This window comes from Klebsiella sp. K5-204, assembly GCF_030128585.1.
In the GTDB taxonomy this organism is placed as follows: Bacteria; Pseudomonadota; Gammaproteobacteria; order Enterobacterales; family Enterobacteriaceae; genus Klebsiella; species Klebsiella quasipneumoniae.
Genome location: NZ_JAKUZS010000004.1, coordinates 359,531 through 376,811, shown reverse-complemented (window position 1 = coordinate 376,811; position 17,281 = coordinate 359,531). Strand labels below are relative to the sequence as shown.

The following is a 17,281-nucleotide window of genomic DNA, read 5'->3' as shown; positions in this document are numbered from 1 at the left end:
TTAATCCTCTCGGGCAAAAAGTGCCTCAATAAAGTCGCCCGCATTAAACGGACGCAGATCCTCAATACGCTCGCCGACGCCAATATAGCGAATCGGAATGCCGAACTGGTCGGCCACCGAGAAGATCACGCCGCCTTTGGCGGTGCCATCCAGCTTGGTCAGGGTGATCCCGGTCAAACCTACCGCTTCATGGAACAGTTTGGCCTGGCTAATGGCATTCTGCCCGGTGCTGGCGTCGATGGTTAACATCACCTCATGCGGCGCGTCGACGTCCAGCTTTTTCATCACCCGGACGATCTTCTTCAGCTCTTCCATCAGGTGCGATTTATTCTGCAGACGCCCGGCGGTATCGGCAATCAGCACATCAACATGGCGCGCCTTCGCCGCCTGAATGGCGTCGAAAATCACCGAGGCGGAATCGGCGCCGGTGTGCTGGGCGATCACCGGGATATTGTTACGCTGGCCCCAGACCTGCAGCTGTTCTACCGCCGCCGCACGGAAGGTATCCCCCGCCGCCAGCATCACCGTTTTGCCCTGCTGCTCAAACTGACGCGCCAGCTTGCCGATGGTGGTGGTTTTCCCCACCCCGTTCACGCCGACCATCAGAATAACAAATGGCGTTTTGCCTTCAACGTTCAGCGGCGCATCCACTTTGGCGAGAATCTCACCCATCTCTTCTTTCAGCAGGCCGTACAGCGCCTCCGCATCGCGCAGCTGCTTACGGCTGGCGCCCTCAGTGAGGTTAGTAATGATCTTGCGGGTGGTCTCCACCCCGACGTCGGCGATCAGCAGCTGCTCTTCCAGCTCTTCAAACAGATCGTCGTCGATCTTCTTACCGCGGAACAGGCTGATAAATCCGGAACCGAGATTTTCTTTTGTTTTCAGAAGACTACGTTTTAGGCGGGCAAAAAAGCCTTCTTTCGTCGGTTTTTCCTGCTCCTGGGCCAGCGCTTCCACCGGCGCCTCGTCTTCTGGCGCCGGCACCACCACCGCCGCCTCTTCTGCCGCCTCGGCCGCCAGCGCCTGCGCTTCCAGCTCTTCATCGCTTAACGGCGCGTCCTCTTCCGGCGCTTCCGTCTCCTGAGGTTGGGCGACGACATCCTCTACAGGCTGCTCAGCCACGGCCTCCGCCGCCACCGGTTCGGCGATAACGTCCTCCACCAGCGACTCAACCACTGCCGGCTGTTCCTCCGCCTTCAGCGGTTCGCTGACCGCAGGCTCCGGCGCGACGACCGGCGCCTCTTCAACCAAAGCAGGCGCTGGCGCCGCCTCTTCTTCCTGCGCGCTGGCAGGCTCCGCGAGGTGGGCCTTTTCGCTTTCGACCACCGTCCCGGTGACTTCGACGACCTCTTCGGCAAACGCCTCCGGGTCCGCTTTCGGCGCGCTCGGCTCAGCAGGGGTTTCCGCCGCCGGCGTCTCCTGGGCAACCGCTTGTTGTTCTTCTACTTTTTGTTCAGTCTCGGTTTCCTGTGCCTGCTCTTTCTGTCCAAAGCCCAGCCAGGAAAAGAAGCCACGTTTTTTCTCTTTTGCCATTTGCGACCACACTCCTCGCTGTTTATTCATGGCGCAGCTTCATCAGAAGCTGAAAAAATGATGAAATTAGTTGGATAGTCTATCACTTAACTTAACTCGCAGCACCGCCCCCGGATTAAGGTTTCGTCAACCGCCGTCGATCGCTAGAATAGCAGGCCGGAAGTTGAGACTTGAGCAGAGAGATGAAAAAACCAAACCACGCGGGCAGCGGCCAGATCCGCATCATCGGCGGGCAATGGCGCGGCCGTAAATTACCGGTGCCGGAGAGCCCGGGCCTGCGGCCGACCACCGACCGGGTTCGCGAAACCCTTTTTAACTGGCTGGCGCCGTCCATCGTTGACGCGCACTGCCTCGACTGCTTTGCCGGTAGCGGCGCGCTGGGGCTTGAGGCGCTGTCTCGCTATGCGGCCAGCACCACGCTACTGGAGATGGAGCGCGGCGTCGCTCAGCAGTTGCAAAAAAACCTGGCCACCCTGAAAGCGGATCGCGGCAAGGTGATCGCGACTAACACCCTCAGCTTCCTGAGCCAACCGGGCACGCCGCATCAGATTGTGTTTGTCGACCCACCGTTCCGTCAGGGGCTGCTGGAGGAGACGCTGCGCCTGCTGGAAACGCAGGGCTGGCTGGCCGACGAGGCCCTGGTGTACGTCGAAAGCGAAGTCGAAAACGGTTTACCGCCGGTACCGGCGAACTGGCATCTGTATCGTGAAAAAGTGGCCGGACAGGTCGCGTACCGTCTTTACCAACGTGAGGCCCAAGGAGAGAACCATGCTGATTAATTTAGGCCGCCTGCTGATGCTGTGCGTCTGGGCCTTTCTGTTATTGAATCTGTTTCAGCCCTTCCCGAAGCCGCTGAATATCTTCGTCAACGTCGCGCTGATTTTTATGATCCTGATGCACGGTCTGCAGCTGACGCTGCTCAAGGCGACGCAGCCGAAGGATGCCCCGCCGCTGGGCCGCTTTGAGCAAATCCGCATTTTTATCTTCGGCGTGTTTGAGCTCGTCGCCTGGCAGAAAAAACTGAAGGCGACGCTGAAGAAATAGTCCTGACAAGGGCTCAGGGATCGGGCGTGAACGCCACGAACGCTGTGCCCTTATAACTTAACATCCCGCGATCGCCGACGCTCAGCGCATGATACTGCGGCGCGTCAAGGCGAAACACCACCTCCAGCCCGCCGTTCTCAGGGCGAAAGCTCGCTTCATAGCGCATCTCGCTGCCCGCAGGCGTCACCGTCTGCTGCCGCGAACGCCGATCGTTAATCACTTTTTCCCGCTTATTGCTGACGATCACCCGCTTTTGCAACACCGGCGCGGCGTCGTTCGCCAGTTTTTCGCGGCGCTGCTGCACATAGCGAAACGAAGCCGCCACCACAATCACCGCGACGACCAGAACAAAAAAGAGCGGCATTTTACTCATTAAGGTTACCCATAAAAAATATCAGGAATCAGCATACTGCGACTGGAATAACATTGTCATCTGCTGCGCCAAACCACTACACTGAGTGGTAGCTTCACGCATCCGTAACTTTCCTTATGATAACAGATACAGGGACTTACTATGCTTTGGTCATTTATTGCTGTCTGTTTCTCCGCATGGCTTTATGTCGATGCATCCTATCGCGGGCCGGCCTGGCGACGCTGGGTATTTAAACCTGTCACCCTGATTCTGTTGCTGTTGCTGGCCTGGCAGGCGCCGATGTTCAATGCCATCAGCTACCTGGTGCTGGCCGGCCTGTGCGCCTCACTGCTCGGCGACGCCCTGACCCTGCTGCCGCGCCAGCGGGTGATGTACGCGGTGGGCGCCTTCTTCCTGTCGCATCTGCTGTATACCATCTGGTTCGCCAGCCAGCTGACGCTGTCGTTCTTCTGGCCGCTGCCGCTGGTGCTGCTGGTATTCGGCGCCCTGCTGATGGCGGTGATCTGGAGCCGGCTGGAAGAGATGAAAATGCCGGTGCTGACCTTTATCGGCATGACGCTGGTGATGGTCTGGCTGGCCGGCGAGCTGTGGTTTGCCCGCCCTACCAACACCGCGCTGTCCGGATTCGCCGGCACCGCTCTGCTGCTGCTGAGCAATGCCGTGTGGCTGGTGAGCCACTATCGCCGCCGTTTCCGCGCCGATAACGCCATTGCCGCCGCGTTTTACTTTGCCGGCCACTTCCTCATAGTGCGCGCGCTGTACCTGTAATTTAGTCCTTGACTCTGGAGTCGACTCCAGAGTGTATCCTACGGCTAATGAGAAAATTATCATTTACCGGAGGGTGCCATGTCGACTCCAGACGCGCAGGATAAAAAAGTCCCACAATTCTCGTCATTCACCATGCGGCCAGCGCCCGCCCCGGCGGAAAGCTGCTGCACAGACCACGCCTGCGCCGCAGAGAGCGCGCCTGCCGCCGAAGCGCTCAGCGACGCCCGCTACAGCTGGCAGGTTGCAGGCATGGACTGCGCCGCCTGCGCCCGCAAGGTGGAAACGGCGGTTCGTCAGGTGCCCGGCGTCAGTCAGGTTCAGGTGCTGTTCGCCACTGAAAAATTATTGGTTAACGCCGAGGGCGACGTTCGGGCTCAGGTTGAGCAGGCGGTACGTCAGGCAGGCTATACGCTGCGCGATGCCGATGCACCCGCGTCAGAGAAAACTCAGGGCTCGCGGCTGCGCGACAATTTACCGTTGCTGACGCTGATCATGATGATGGCCCTGAGCTGGGGGCTGGAGCAGGCCAACCACCCTGCCGGTCAGTTAGCCTTTATTGCCACCACCCTGGTCGGCCTGTGGCCGGTTGCCCGCCAGGCGCTGCGCCTGATCAAGAGCGGGAGCTGGTTCGCCATTGAAACGCTGATGAGCGTCGCCGCCATCGGGGCGCTGTTTATCGGCGCCACCGCAGAGGCGGCGATGGTCCTGCTGCTGTTCCTGATCGGCGAGCGTCTCGAAGGCTGGGCCGCCAGCCGCGCGCGGCAGGGGGTGAGCGCGCTGATGGCGCTGAAGCCCGACACCGCCATTCGCCTGCGCAACGGCGTGCGGGAAACCGTCGCCCAGCGCGATCTGCGCCCCGGGGATGTGATCGAAGTGGCCGCCGGTGGGCGTCTGCCGGCGGATGGTCAGCTGCTGTCGCCATTTGCCAGCTTTGATGAAAGCGCCCTGACCGGCGAGTCGGTGCCAGTGGAGCGCCAGGCCGGAGAACGGGTAGCGGCGGGCGCCACCAGCGTCGACCGCCTGGTGCAGCTGACCGTGATCTCCGAACCGGGCGACAGCGCCATCGACCGCATCCTGAAGCTGATTGAAGAGGCGGAGGAACGTCGGGCGCCGATCGAGCGTTTTATCGACCGCTTCAGCCGGATCTACACTCCGGCCATTATGGTGGTGGCCCTGTTGGTGGCCATTGTCCCGCCGCTGTTCTTCGCCAGCGCCTGGCTGCCATGGATCTATAAAGGCTTAACGCTGCTGTTGATCGGCTGCCCGTGCGCGCTGGTCATCTCCACCCCGGCGGCCATCACCTCCGGCCTGGCGGTCGCCGCCCGACGCGGGGCGCTGATCAAAGGCGGCGCGGCGCTGGAACAGCTGGGCCAGGTGCGCCAGGTGGCGTTCGACAAAACCGGCACCCTGACCGTCGGGCAGCCGCAGGTGACCTCGGTCATCGCCACGGCTGAGAATGACGACAACGCGCTGCTGGCGCTGGCGGCGGCGGTGGAGCAAGGCTCCAGCCATCCGTTGGCGCAGGCCATCGTCCGCGAAACGCAGCGGCGCCAGCTGAGCATTCCGCTGGCCAGCGGCCAGCGGGCGCTGGCAGGTTCCGGTATCGAAGCCGAGGTCAACGGCAGCCGGATTTTAATCTGCGCGGCCAGCAAAGCCGCCCCGGCAGAGCATGAGGCGCAGATCCAGCAGCTGGAGAGCGCCGGGCAAACGGTGGTGCTGGTCATGCGCGGCGAGACGCTTCTCGGCATCCTGGCGCTGCGCGACACCCTGCGCGACGACGCGCGTCAGGCAGTGGATGCCTTACACCAGCTGGGGGTGCAGGGGGTGATCCTCACCGGGGATAACCCGCGCGCCGCGGCGGCCATTGCCAGCGAACTGGGGCTGGAATTCCGCGCCGGCCTGCTGCCGGCGGACAAAGTCGAAGCGGTGATGGCGCTGAATGCCGATGCGCCGCTGGCGATGGTCGGGGACGGCATCAACGACGCCCCGGCGATGAAGGCGGCGACCATCGGCATCGCCATGGGCAGCGGCACCGACGTGGCGCTGGAGACCGCCGACGCCGCGCTGACCCACAACCGTCTGACCGGCCTGGCGCAGATGATCTCCCTGGCGCGGGCGACCCACGCGAATATTCGCCAGAACATCGCGATTGCCTTAGGGCTGAAGGGGATTTTCCTTGTCACCACCCTGCTCGGCCTGACCGGCCTGTGGCTGGCGGTGCTGGCGGATACCGGCGCCACCGTACTGGTAACGGCTAACGCGCTGCGGTTATTGCGTAAGAAGTTGTAGCATAGATACCGGCTTCCCTGCTCGCGCTACGCTTAGCAGGGCTACGGTTCCAGACCGTCGGGTAGCCCGGATAAGGCGCTACGCGCCGCCATCCGGGATATTCCCTGCTCGCGCTACGCTTAGCAGGGCTACGGTTCCAGACCGTCGGGTAGCCCGGATAAGGCGCTACGCGCCGCTATCCGGGGTATTCCCTGCTCGCGCTGCGCTTAGCAGGGCTACGGTTCCAGACCGTCGGGTAGCCCGGATAAGGCGCTACGCGCCGCCATCCGGGATATTCCCTGCTCGCGCTACGCTTAGCAGGGCTACGGTTCCAGACCGTCGGGTAGCCCGGATAAGGCGCTACGCGCAGCCATCCGGGAGAGACTCAGTGGCTTTTGCGGATCAGGTAGCGGTACGGCAGAGCTTCGGTTTGCTGGGCCACCAGCTCATGCTCCATAAAGCGGCAGAATCCCGGGATATCGCGGGTGGTGGCCGGATCGTCAGCAATAATCAGCAGCGTCTCGCCGACGGGCATTGTCCGCACGGTTTTACGCACCATCATGACCGGCTCCGGGCAGCGCAGTCCCAGGGCATCCAGAGTGTGGTCTGGAGTGGAGAAAAGTTCGCTCATTTTAGTCTCACATCAACAAAACGGCCCTAGTTTACCCCCAGTTCGCCAGTACGCAAGCCAGGTTAACGTTTGCGCGAAAAACAACCATTGCATTACGCCGGCAACGCAGTATCATGCAGCCGTTTTTCATTGGGTTCCCTCACCCCAACGTTCCGCTGCCGATTGCTCATTTACCTGAAGCATGACGGGCATAAAAAGGTCACAATATGAATCCGTTTACTACCGTACAGCGCAAAAAAGCGCTCGTCTGGCTTTCGCTATTTCATCTGCTGGTGATCACCTCCAGCAACTATCTGGTTCAGCTACCGATCTCCATCTTTGGTTTCCATACCACCTGGGGGGCGTTCAGTTTTCCGTTTATCTTCCTCGCCACCGATCTGACGGTGCGAATTTTTGGCGCGCCGCTGGCGCGACGCATTATTTTTGCGGTGATGGTCCCGGCGCTGGTCATCTCCTACGCCATCTCCGCCCTGTTTTACATGGGTGAGTGGCAGGGTTTCGCGGCGCTGGGCACCTTTAATCTCTTCGTCGCGCGTATCGCCATCGCCAGCTTTATGGCCTATGCGCTGGGGCAGATCCTCGACGTCCACGTCTTCAACCGCCTGCGGCAGAGCCGCCGCTGGTGGCTGGCCCCCACCGCCTCGACGCTGTTCGGCAACATCAGCGATACCGTGGCGTTCTTCTTCATCGCCTTCTGGCGCAGCCCGGATCCATTTATGGCCGCCCACTGGGGGGAAATCGCCCTCGTCGACTACAGCTTTAAAGTGCTTATCAGCATCATTTTCTTCCTGCCGATGTACGGCGTACTGTTAAATATGCTGTTGAAAAGGCTGGCGGATAAATCTGATTTGTCGGCATTGCAGCCGAGTTAAAGGTACTCGCGGGCTGATGTGTTAAGATAGCCGGATGAGCCATTAGTGGCCGTTTATCGAAAGGAAGATGTCAATGCGCAATTTGGTTAAATATGTCGGTATTGGCCTGCTGGTGATGGGGCTTGCCGCCTGCGATAACAGCGATTCAAAAGCGCCAACCGTTGGGGCAGCAGCGGAGAGCAACACCAGCGGCCAGGCGATCAGCCTGCTGGATGGCAAACTGAGCTTCACCCTGCCTGCGGGCATGGCCGACCAGAGCGGCAAACTGGGTACTCAGGCGAACAACATGCACGTCTATTCTGACGCCACCGGCCAGAAAGCAGTCATCGTCATCGTCGGCGACAGCACTAATGAAGACCTGGCGGTGCTGGCGAAACGCCTGGAAGATCAGCAGCGTAGCCGCGACCCGCAGCTGCAGGTGGTGAGCAATAAATCGCTGGAGATCAAAGGTCACACCCTGCAGCAGCTGGACAGCATCATCTCCGCCAAGGGGCAGACCGCCTGGTCTTCCGTACTCCTCGGCAAAGTGGATGACAAACTGCTGACCCTGCAGGTCACCCTGCCGGCGGACAACCAGCAGCAGGCGCAGACCGAAGCGGAAAGCATCATCAGCACCCTCACCATCCAGTAATTACTGGCCTGGTGCGACGGCCCCCGGTTCGCTGACCGGGGGCCGTTTTTTTAACCGCCAGCCCAGCAGCAGCGCCGCCATTACCAGACCTGCCGCCGCCAGATATATCACCGGGATCCCGGTCCACGCCATCAGCAAGCCGGCCAGCGGCCCGGTGACGCCTAACGACAAATCCATAAACACGGTATAGGTAGCCAGCGCCGACCCCTGGTTATGCTGCGGCACCGCTTTCACCGCCACCACGCCCAGCGCCGGAAAGACCAGTGAGAACCCGGCCCCGGTAAGAAAGGTGCCGATTTTCGCCAGCAGCGGCGTATCGGCAAAGCCGACCAGCAGCAGGCCGATGATCTCCACGCTAAAGCAGAGCATCGCCACGTTCAGCCCGCCGAGGCGGTTAATGGCGTTGGGAAACAGCAGCCGCGCGCCAACGAACGCGCAGCTGAACAACGTCAGGGCGAAGGCCGCCCCGTCCCAGCCTTTGGCGTCATAAAACAGCGTGATAAAGGTGGCGATAACCCCGAAACCGGCGGAGGCCAGGGCCAGCGCCATGCCGTAGGGCCACACCCGCCCGAGCACCGCGCGAAACGACATTGCTTTGCCTTTCGCCGCCTTCACCGCTGCGCGGGGCAGCGCGCAGAGGATAGCCACCAGCGCAACCGCCATAATGACCCCGGCCAGGCCGCTGAGGCCAATTTGCGAATAGCACAGCACGCCGAGCGGGGCGCCCATCGCCATCGCCCCGTAGGTCACAATGCCGTTCCATGAGATCACCCGCCCGATATGCAGCGACCCAACAACGCCGACGCCCCACAGCGTCGAGCCGGTGCCGGCAAAGCTCTGGCCGATGCCGAGAATGACTCGTCCGAGGCATAGCAGCAGCAGGCTAACCAGCGGCCAGCCGCTGCTCCAGGCGGCCAGCAGATAGCTCAGCCCGCTTAAAAAGCAGCCGCAGAGGCCGAAGACGACAATCTTTTTGGGCCCCAGCAGGTCAGCGTAGCGCCCGGCGTGCGGGCGGCTGAGCAGCGTGGCGAAATATTGCAGACTAATCACCAGGCCAGCCCAGAAAGCGCTAAAGCCCATTACATCATGCACATAGCCAGGAAGTACCGCCAGCGGCAAGCCGATGGTGAGGTAGCTGGCAAAGTTAAAAATAACCACGGAGACAATCCGCAGATTGAGGCGCAGTCCATTGAGCGCCGGTTCGGCGACGGATTCGGGCATCAGGTTCCACCAGATTTGTACTATACAGAGCCACTATTACCACGACTTCTGTTGAAAAGCAGCCTTCCGATGGCAATAACCTCAGCGGCGCCATCGCCGCGCTCATCAGCATAAATTGCCGCGACGATTATTCGACTTTCCTTAATGGAAGGATAAATACATATTAATAATTATCGCTATTGCCTGAGCAGGGTTAAATTACTTATACTTCCTCACGGCTCTGATAGCGCCTCATTGTTTATCATGATGTTAATATTTCTATAACATCATATTTCCCTCTCCGGCCTGTTTTAATACAGATGAACATATTGCCTGACAGAACAACCACAGCATATCAGCCTATATAAAAGTTTCTTACGTGGCATAAGTTAATGCCAGTAGCCAATATATTGACATGGAGTATTCATGAAAAAAATTATTCACTGGATGATTGCCGCTACGGTTGTCGGTGCGCTCGCCGGTTGCGCACGGACAGCCCCTATTGAACAGGTCAATGCGATAGTGAGCGCCGGCCATACGGAAGCGCAGGTCAAGGATGCCATTATCAAAGCAGGTGCTCAGCGCCAATGGATTATGTCTGACGCGGGCCCTGGCGTCATAAAAGGTAAATTGCAAAATCGCGACCATGTCGCGGATATTAAAATTAACTACTCCGCAACAAGTTATTCTATTGTCTATGTGAGTAGCATTAATCTCATGGCCGCCAACGGAAAAATTCATAGAAACTATAACCGCTGGGTACACAACCTCGATAAAGATATTCAGGTTACGCTGGCAGCAAACACCGCTCTGCAACAATAAATATACATACGGGTCACTACTGACCCGTTTCGCCGATTATTTGTAATAAGGTTGTACCGAACGTGTACCAAAAGGATTCTCTCAGCGCACTTGATGCCATTACTGAAGCGCAGCGTATTGCTTTTGCCCCCATGCTCTTTCAAACCGCATTATGTCTACGCAACTCAGGTATTTTGGGTTATCTGGACCAACAAGGTAAACGCGGTGCAACGTTTGCAGCCATCAGTGAAATTTTCGACGGAAAAGAATATGCCGTTAGCGTTTTGCTCGATATGGGATTAAGCGGTCGTATCCTGACCTATAAAGAGGAACGCTACCACCTCTCTAAAATAGGACATTTCTTACTTCATGATCCGATGACGCGAGTAAATATGGATTTTACTCAAGACGTTTGTTATCAAGGATTATTCTTTCTGGAAAATGCGCTCCAGGAGGGAAAGCCTTCAGGATTAAAAGTTTTTGGTGAGTGGCCAACGATTTACCCTGCCTTGTCACAGCTACCACCCGCGGCGCGCAAAAGCTGGTTTGCCTTCGACCATTACTATTCCGATGGCGCCTTCACTGCAGCGCTGCCCTATGTATTCGCCAGCCAGCCCGCAAGGCTGTACGATGTAGGCGGTAATACCGGGAAATGGGCGCTACGCTGTTGCCAGTACGATGAAAATATCGCGGTCACGTTATTAGATTTACCGCAACAAATTGCACTGGCACGGGAAAATATAGAAAATGCTGGCCTTGCCCATCGCATCGATTTTCATGCTGTGGATATGCTGAGTGACGCCCCCCTACCCGGAGAAGCGGATATCTGGTGGATGAGTCAGTTCCTGGACTGTTTCTCGCCAGAACAAATCATCACCATACTCAGTAACGTGGCACAGGTCATGAAACCTGGCGCCCGCCTGTACATTCTGGAATTGTTCTGGGATGCGCAGAAATTTGAAGCAGCATCATTTAGTCTGAATGCGTCTTCACTTTATTTTACCTGTATGGCCAACGGCAACAGCCGTTTCTACAGCGTAGAGAAATTTTACCGCTATCTTGAAATGGCGGGGTTCGAAGTAGAACAGCGTCACGATAATTTAGGCGTTGGGCATACCTTGTTGATATGCCACAAGAATAATTGATTGATCGCGGATGCGAGTGGATGACATTTTCATTTAACATTGTTGATTGGCAGGCCTTCGCGCCTGGCGTCAGTGGCCCCGAGCAATGGCAACGGTGGTCACAGCATTTGCACGCCATCGATCCCGCCGCGGCGCCACCCAAACTCAGCGAATTGCCGATGATGACCGCACGCCGACTCAGCTCGGGAAGTAAGCTGGCTGTGGAATGCGGTCTGGCTATGCTCCGTCGCCATGAAATCGATGCCGTTCTTTATACCAGCCGTCACGGCGAACTGGAGCGCAACTATCGGATCCTCCATGCGCTGGCTATGGAGCAAGCGATCTCGCCGACCGATTTCGCCTTATCGGTGCATAATTCCGCCGTGGGTAATCTGACGATTGCTGCAAAAAAAGCGATTATGTCGTCATCCCTTTCTGCCGGACGCGACACGTTTCAGCAGGGATTATACGAAGTGATGGGCCTGCTACAGGCGGGTTATCAGCGCGTGCTGATGGTTGATTTCGACGGTTTTCTCCCTGAGTTTTACCACGCTCAGTTGCCGCCAGGTATCACCACCTGGCCATATGCGGCAGCCTGGGTGATTGAGCCCGGTCGCCAGTGGCAATGCCACGCCCAGCCTCATGCAGCCGTTGCTGAAAGTCCATTACCGCAAAGTTTACTGTTCTTGCAGTACTATTTGCAGAATGCCCGCACGTTCGCGCTTCCCGGCGATCGCGTGCAATGGCAATGGAGCCGCGCATGAAGCCGTTTTTCCACCGGCTTAATCGGCTCTGGCGCGCAGCGATGACCGGTTTCTGCTTCGCACTGTTTGGCATTGGCGGCCTGCTGCTCTCGCTCATCTGGTTTAATCTGCTGCTGGTTTTGGTACGTAATAAAACCCGCCGACGCTGCATCGCGCGGCGCAGCATTTCCGTTAGCTTTCGCGTATTCCTCAGCGTGGTGAAAAGCGTCGGCGTTCTCGATTACCGTATCGATGGCCGCGATATTTTGCGCGCGGAGCGCGGTTGCCTGGTGGTCGCCAATCACCCCAGCCTTATTGACTATGTGATGCTGGCCTCGGTGATGCCGGAGACCGACTGCATGGTAAAAAGCGCGCTGCTGAAAAATCCATTCGTCAGCGGCGTGATCCGCGCCGCCGATTATCTGATTAACGATCAGGCCGATGCCCTGCTGCCGGCAAGCCGGCAACGTTTACAGCAAGGCGATACGATTTTGATTTTCCCTGAAGGCACGCGCACCGTGCCGGGGAAAAAAATGCAGCTACAGCGGGGGGCGGCTAATATCGCGGTACGCTGCGGCAGCGATTTACGCATTGTCGTCATCCGCTGTACCGAGCATATGCTGGGTAAACAAAGCAAATGGTACGACGCGCCGCCAACTAAGCCGCGGTTTACCGTCGAGGTTGGAGAACGGCTGCCAATACATCAGTTTTATGATGCCAATAAACAAGAACCGGCGCTGGCCGCAAGACAGTTGAACCGTCATATTTTGCTTAAATTAGAAACAGGCACTCTCCCTGAAACAGGAATGAATGATGCAAGCGCTCTATCTTGAAATTAAAAATCTGATCATCAGTACCTTGAACCTGGACGAGCTGTCCGCTGATGATATCGACACCGACGCCGCGCTTTTTGGCGATGGTCTGGGCCTGGACTCAATTGATGCGCTGGAGCTGGGTCTGGCGGTGAAAAATCAGTACGGCGTGCTGCTGTCGGCTGAAAGTGAAGAGATGCGTCAGCATTTCTACTCTGTCGCCACGCTGGCGGTATTTATTCAAGCACAGCGCGCCTGAGGAGAGTGGTTATGAATGAACAACAAGCCATTTACGAAGAAATCTCCGCGCTGCTGGTGAACGTGTTTGAAATCGATCTGCAGGATATTACGCCTGAGGCCCGCCTGTACGAAGATCTTGAACTGGACAGTATCGACGCCATCGACATGATCGTCCATCTGCAAAAGAAAATTGGCAAGAAAATCAAGCCAGAAGAGTTCAAAACTGTCCGCACCGTGCAGGATGTGGTCGATGCGGTAGAACGCCTGTTCAAAGAAGAATAATTCACCGTGTCGGGCATTCGCTCACTGCCAGTTGTGCCATTGCTGACGGGCATATTGCTGCTGGCCTGGCCGTTTATAATCTGGTTCGGCCTCGCGCATAACAGCCTGCAAGGGTTGTTACCGCTCATGGCGCTGATGTTGTTTTTACGCTTTCGTCAGACCCGGCGACGGGCGGGAGCGCTGAGCGTGGTCACTCAGATTGTGGCGGTGGCCGGCATGACGCTGTGTATTGCCAGCTACCTGCTGAAAACCCATCAGTTACTGCTATTTTACCCGGTGGTGGTGAACAGCGTGATGCTGGCGGTGTTTGGCGGTTCGCTATGGTCCAGGATGCCGATAATCGAGCGTCTGGCGCGACTGCGTGAACCGGATCTTCCGGAGCGGGCTGTACGCTATACCCGGCGCGTCACCCAAATCTGGTGCGCCTTTTTCATCATTAACGGTGGCATTGCGCTTTTTACCGCGCTGTATGGCGATCTGTCCCTGTGGACGGCGTGGAACGGCATGATTTCCTATCTGCTGATGGGCACGCTCATGGCCGGCGAGTGGCTGGTGCGCCAGCGGGTGATAAAACGAGATAAACCATGAAGCAGTCTCTCCCGTTGGACCAGTGGCTCAGCGCCGCGCGTTCGCCGGAAACGCCGATCGCCTGGCAGGACACGCACCTCTGGACGCTTGCACATCTGCGCCATGATGTCGCCCACCTGCTCACGCACTTGCGTCAGCAGCCAGCCATGCGCTGGGCGTTGTGCATTGAAAATAGCTACTTGTTTATCGTCGCTCTGCTGGCAACCCTGCATGCCGGCAAAACGCCGGTCCTTCCCGGCCACGGCCGTATTTCGCTGTTAAATGAGCAGAAGGCGCTGTTTGACGGCATTCTCAGCGATAAAGCGCTGGCATGGGATGGCGCGCTGGTGATTGTCGAGTCCACGATGGCGGTAACGAGCGGCCAGATGCATTTTCCCGCGCCAGGCAAAGAGGCTTGCATTGAATTATTCACCTCCGGTTCCACCGGTCAACCGAAGCGAATTTGCAAACCGATCGGCTCGCTCGACCGCGAGGCGGCGCTGTTATCCGCCTGCTATGCCGGGCGTCTGGCAGGCTGTCGGGTGGTGGCATCCGTAGCGCCGCAGCATATGTATGGCCTGACGTTTCGACTGTTCTTGCCAATGGCGTTGGGTTTACCGCTTCACGCGGACATGCTGGAGTACACCGAGCAGTTAACGGCGTTAAGCCGGAAGCATCGCTATCTGTTTATTAGTAGTCCGGCCTTCCTTAAACGTCTCGACCACCGGCTTACCCCTCCGCCGATCGAAATGATCGTGTCCGCAGGCGGCAAGCTGCTTTGGCAGGATGCCGTGCAAACGGCCCGCTGGTGCAATACCTGGCCGGATGAAATTTACGGCAGTACGGAAAGCGGCGTCATCGCCTGCCGCCAGCGCGTGCAGGATGAGGCGCCATGGCAACCGTTTCCCGGCATCCGCTTTCAGCCAGAAGGCGATGCGTTCCGCCTCTTTTCTCCGCTTATTACCGATAACCGCGGCCAGCTGCTCGAGGATATTTTGCATTTTCGCGAGAGTGGCCACTTCCATTTGGCAGGCCGTCGGGATCGCGTGGTCAAAATTGAAGAGAAGCGCATATCGCTGAGCGAAGTGGAGCAGCGCCTGCTGGAACTTGAAGGCATCATTGATGCCGCCGTGTTACCCATCACCCGCGGCAGCCGTCAGAGTATTGGCGTATTGCTGGTGCTGGATAACCATGCCCGCCAGCGCTGGGGAAAAAGCCAGGAGACTCATTGGCGAAAAGCACTGCGCCCTCTGCTGGAACCGGTCGCCATTCCCCGCTACTGGCGGGTTATCGACGAGATCCCCGTCAATAGTATGAACAAGCGTGTCTACGCACAGTTACAGGAGTTATTTCATGCAGCCCCATGAAATTGAGCGCCGTCAGCCACAAGCCGATCGGGTTGAAATCATTTTATCGGTGGATCCGGCGTTATTCTGGTTTCGCGGCCACTTTGCCGTTCAGCCCTTGTTGCCAGGCGTCGCGCAGATTGACTGGGCGATGCATTACGCCACCACCCTGCTGGCGCCCGGCTGGCGCTTTCACGATATTCACAATGTGAAATTCCAGTCGCCACTCCTGCCGGGGGCGATCGTGACGCTCACTCTTAGCTGGCAGGAGGCGCGTCAGCTCATCACCTTCAGCTATCAGCGCCACGATGGCGAAACACGACATACCGCCAGCAGCGGGAAGATTCGCTTATGTCGCTAACCTTTTCCCCCTGCGTGGTGATCCCGTGCTATAACCACGGCGCGATGATGTCGCGGGTGCTGGCGCGCCTGCAGCCGTTTGATCTTCCCTGTATCGTGGTGGACGACGGCAGCGACAGTCGCACACAGCTGGAGCTGGAGCGACTGGCGCTGGAAACCCCGGATCTGACGTTGATCCGCTTACCGCAGAACGCCGGAAAAGGCGCCGCGGTCATCTGCGGATTACAGGCCGCAGCGCAAGCCGGGTTCAGCCACGCGGTGCAGGTCGATGCCGATGGGCAGCACGCCATCGAAGATATTCCGCAGCTGCTGGCGCTGGCGCAGAAGCATCCCGAGGCGCTGATCTCCGGCCAGCCGGTTTACGACGACTCAATCCCGCGCTCGCGCCTGTACGGACGCTGGATCACCCACGTCTGGGTATGGATTGAAACGCTATCGCTGCAGCTAAAAGACAGCATGTGCGGCTTTCGCGTCTATCCGCTGGCGCCGACGCTGCAGCTGGCTAAGCGCGTGCCCCTCGGCAAGCGGATGGATTTTGATACCGAAGTGATGGTGCGCCTCTACTGGCAGGGGAACACCAGCTACTTTGTCCCGACCCGCGTGACCTATCCGCCGGACGGTTTGTCGCATTTCGATTCCCTCAGAGATAACTGCCGCATCTCGCTGATGCATACCCGACTGTTCCTCGGCATGTTGCCGCGGATCCCCTCGCTGCTGTTTCGCCGCGCTTCGCCGCACTGGGCGCGCCAGAAGGAGGTCAAAGGCTTATGGGGCATGCGCCTGATGCTGTTGGTGTGGCGGCTGTTGGGACGACACGCGTTTTCGCTGCTGCTCTACCCGGTGGTCGGCGTCTACTGGCTAACGGCCAGCACCGCGCGCCGCGCTTCGCAAAACTGGCTTACCCGCGTGCGCGACCAGTTAGCCGCTCGTCAGCTGCCGGAGCCGGGCGAACTCAGTAGCTATCGTCACTTCCTGCGCTTTGGCAACGCGATGCTGGATAAAATCGCCAGCTGGCGCGGCGAACTGCAGTTTGGTCGCGATGTGGTGTTTGCCGCAGGTGCCGAAGAGACGCTCAATATCGACGATCCGCGCGGCAAACTACTGCTGGCCTCACATCTCGGCGATGTTGAAGCCTGCCGTGCGCTGGCGCAGCTGCAGGGCAGCAAGACCATCAACGCGCTGGTGTTCAGCGACAATGCCCAACGCTTTAAGCAGATTATGGCGGAGATGGCCCCGCAGGCCGGACTCAACCTGCTGCCGGTCACCGATATCGGCCCGGAGACCGCCATGCTGCTGCAGGAAAAACTGGATCGCGGAGAATGGATCGCCATTGTCGGCGATCGTATTGCGGTCAATCCGCAGCGCGGCGGCGAGTGGCGCGTCTGCTGGAGCCGTTTTATGGGGCAACCGGCCCCCTTCCCGCAGGGGCCCTTTATCCTCGCGGCTATTTTGCGCTGCCCGGTCAATTTGATGTTCGCTCTGCGTCAGCAGGGCAAGCTGCGCATTTACTGTGAGCCGTTCGCTGACCCGCTGCCGCTGCCGCGCGCCAATCGCCAGCAGGCACTGCAACATATCATCGATCGCTACGCCGAACGGCTGGAATATTACGCGCTGCAGTCGCCGCTCGACTGGTTTAACTTTTTCGATTTCTGGCGTTTGCCGGAGCCCAAAGATAAGGAGTAAAGG

Annotated in this window: 20 protein-coding genes; 16 read left to right on the top strand and 4 right to left on the bottom strand. The window is 58.3% G+C overall.

Annotation, left to right across the window (positions count from 1 at the left end):
- Entirely contained in the window at nucleotides 1-1,533 is a 1,533-nt protein-coding gene (ftsY, locus tag MKR05_RS13315) for a signal recognition particle-docking protein FtsY (protein WP_238875250.1), read from the bottom strand.
- A gap of 182 nt (nucleotides 1,534-1,715) precedes the next feature.
- Between ftsY and rsmD the strand changes: the two genes are divergently transcribed.
- Both rsmD and MKR05_RS13305 read left to right on the top strand, forming a co-directional pair.
- Nucleotides 1,716-2,312 (top strand): 16S rRNA (guanine(966)-N(2))-methyltransferase, encoded by a 597-nt coding sequence (gene rsmD, locus MKR05_RS13310; RefSeq protein WP_023291233.1) that lies wholly within the window; start codon nucleotides 1,716-1,718, stop codon nucleotides 2,310-2,312.
- A complete protein-coding gene (locus tag MKR05_RS13305; RefSeq protein WP_004202092.1) occupies nucleotides 2,302-2,577 on the top strand; it encodes a DUF1145 family protein in 276 nt (91 codons plus the stop codon). Before rsmD ends, MKR05_RS13305 begins: the two co-directional genes overlap by 11 nt.
- Nucleotides 2,578-2,590: 13 nt before the next feature.
- Here the strand turns inward: MKR05_RS13305 and MKR05_RS13300 are convergent, their stop codons facing one another.
- Entirely contained in the window at nucleotides 2,591-2,941 is a 351-nt protein-coding gene (locus MKR05_RS13300) for a DUF2500 domain-containing protein (protein WP_023291234.1), read from the bottom strand.
- 150 nt (nucleotides 2,942-3,091) lie between these two features.
- Here MKR05_RS13300 and MKR05_RS13295 point away from each other — a divergent pair, with 150 nt between their 5' ends.
- Nucleotides 3,092-3,718: a lysoplasmalogenase gene (locus tag MKR05_RS13295; protein ID WP_072422216.1), complete on the top strand. Its 627-nt coding sequence runs from the start codon at nucleotides 3,092-3,094 to the stop codon at nucleotides 3,716-3,718.
- Between the two features lie 78 nt (nucleotides 3,719-3,796).
- On the top strand, nucleotides 3,797-6,007 hold the full coding sequence (zntA, locus tag MKR05_RS13290) for a Zn(II)/Cd(II)/Pb(II) translocating P-type ATPase ZntA (protein ID WP_284118869.1): 2,211 nt from the start codon (nucleotides 3,797-3,799) through the stop codon (nucleotides 6,005-6,007).
- A gap of 364 nt (nucleotides 6,008-6,371) precedes the next feature.
- Here the strand turns inward: zntA and tusA are convergent, their stop codons facing one another.
- The gene (gene tusA / locus MKR05_RS13285; protein ID WP_044524980.1) at nucleotides 6,372-6,617 is read right to left on the bottom strand and encodes a sulfurtransferase TusA; all 246 of its coding nucleotides are present in this window, start codon (nucleotides 6,615-6,617) and stop codon (nucleotides 6,372-6,374) included.
- A gap of 206 nt (nucleotides 6,618-6,823) precedes the next feature.
- Between tusA and MKR05_RS13280 the strand changes: the two genes are divergently transcribed.
- On the top strand, nucleotides 6,824-7,489 hold the full coding sequence (locus MKR05_RS13280; protein WP_023291236.1) for a 7-cyano-7-deazaguanine/7-aminomethyl-7-deazaguanine transporter: 666 nt from the start codon (nucleotides 6,824-6,826) through the stop codon (nucleotides 7,487-7,489).
- Nucleotides 7,490-7,562: 73 nt separating this feature from the next.
- Nucleotides 7,563-8,120, top strand: a complete 558-nt coding sequence (locus MKR05_RS13275) for a DcrB family lipoprotein (protein WP_023291237.1) — start codon at nucleotides 7,563-7,565, stop codon at nucleotides 8,118-8,120.
- Here MKR05_RS13275 and MKR05_RS13270 read toward each other — a convergent pair whose 3' ends face one another.
- The gene (locus MKR05_RS13270) at nucleotides 8,121-9,341 is read right to left on the bottom strand and encodes an MFS transporter (RefSeq protein WP_072422214.1); all 1,221 of its coding nucleotides are present in this window, start codon (nucleotides 9,339-9,341) and stop codon (nucleotides 8,121-8,123) included.
- A 405-nt stretch (nucleotides 9,342-9,746) separates the two neighbouring features.
- On the opposite strand from MKR05_RS13270, the gene MKR05_RS13265 reads away from it, so the two are divergent.
- The 10 genes from MKR05_RS13265 (at nucleotide 9,747) to MKR05_RS13220 (ending at nucleotide 17,278) form a co-directional block, all read left to right on the top strand.
- Nucleotides 9,747-10,142 carry a lipoprotein gene (locus MKR05_RS13265; RefSeq protein WP_023291239.1) on the top strand — a complete coding sequence of 132 codons (396 nt, stop codon included), beginning with the start codon at nucleotides 9,747-9,749 and terminating at the stop codon, nucleotides 10,140-10,142.
- 62 nt (nucleotides 10,143-10,204) lie between these two features.
- Entirely contained in the window at nucleotides 10,205-11,266 is a 1,062-nt protein-coding gene (locus MKR05_RS13260) for a methyltransferase (RefSeq protein ID WP_032454260.1), read from the top strand.
- A gap of 20 nt (nucleotides 11,267-11,286) precedes the next feature.
- Complete coding sequence (locus MKR05_RS13255) at nucleotides 11,287-12,009, top strand: beta-ketoacyl synthase chain length factor (RefSeq protein WP_060589759.1); 723 nt, start codon at nucleotides 11,287-11,289, stop codon at nucleotides 12,007-12,009.
- Nucleotides 11,988-12,821, top strand: coding sequence for a 1-acyl-sn-glycerol-3-phosphate acyltransferase (locus tag MKR05_RS13250; RefSeq protein ID WP_170849519.1), 834 nt, complete (start codon nucleotides 11,988-11,990; stop codon nucleotides 12,819-12,821). The genes MKR05_RS13255 and MKR05_RS13250 overlap by 22 nt, the downstream gene beginning before the upstream one ends.
- On the top strand, nucleotides 12,802-13,059 hold the full coding sequence (locus MKR05_RS13245; protein WP_072422212.1) for a phosphopantetheine-binding protein: 258 nt from the start codon (nucleotides 12,802-12,804) through the stop codon (nucleotides 13,057-13,059). Before MKR05_RS13250 ends, MKR05_RS13245 begins: the two co-directional genes overlap by 20 nt.
- Nucleotides 13,060-13,070: 11 nt before the next feature.
- Nucleotides 13,071-13,322: an acyl carrier protein gene (locus tag MKR05_RS13240; RefSeq protein WP_072422211.1), complete on the top strand. Its 252-nt coding sequence runs from the start codon at nucleotides 13,071-13,073 to the stop codon at nucleotides 13,320-13,322.
- Between the two features lie 6 nt (nucleotides 13,323-13,328).
- On the top strand, nucleotides 13,329-13,910 hold the full coding sequence (locus MKR05_RS13235) for a hypothetical protein (protein ID WP_032454262.1): 582 nt from the start codon (nucleotides 13,329-13,331) through the stop codon (nucleotides 13,908-13,910).
- On the top strand, nucleotides 13,907-15,256 hold the full coding sequence (locus MKR05_RS13230; RefSeq protein ID WP_072422210.1) for an AMP-binding protein: 1,350 nt from the start codon (nucleotides 13,907-13,909) through the stop codon (nucleotides 15,254-15,256). The genes MKR05_RS13235 and MKR05_RS13230 overlap by 4 nt, the downstream gene beginning before the upstream one ends.
- A complete protein-coding gene (locus MKR05_RS13225; RefSeq protein ID WP_023291247.1) occupies nucleotides 15,243-15,596 on the top strand; it encodes a beta-hydroxyacyl-ACP dehydratase in 354 nt (117 codons plus the stop codon). Before MKR05_RS13230 ends, MKR05_RS13225 begins: the two co-directional genes overlap by 14 nt.
- Entirely contained in the window at nucleotides 15,587-17,278 is a 1,692-nt protein-coding gene (locus MKR05_RS13220) for a glycosyltransferase (protein WP_072422209.1), read from the top strand. The genes MKR05_RS13225 and MKR05_RS13220 overlap by 10 nt, the downstream gene beginning before the upstream one ends.
- Nucleotides 17,279-17,281 lie beyond the last annotated feature (3 nt).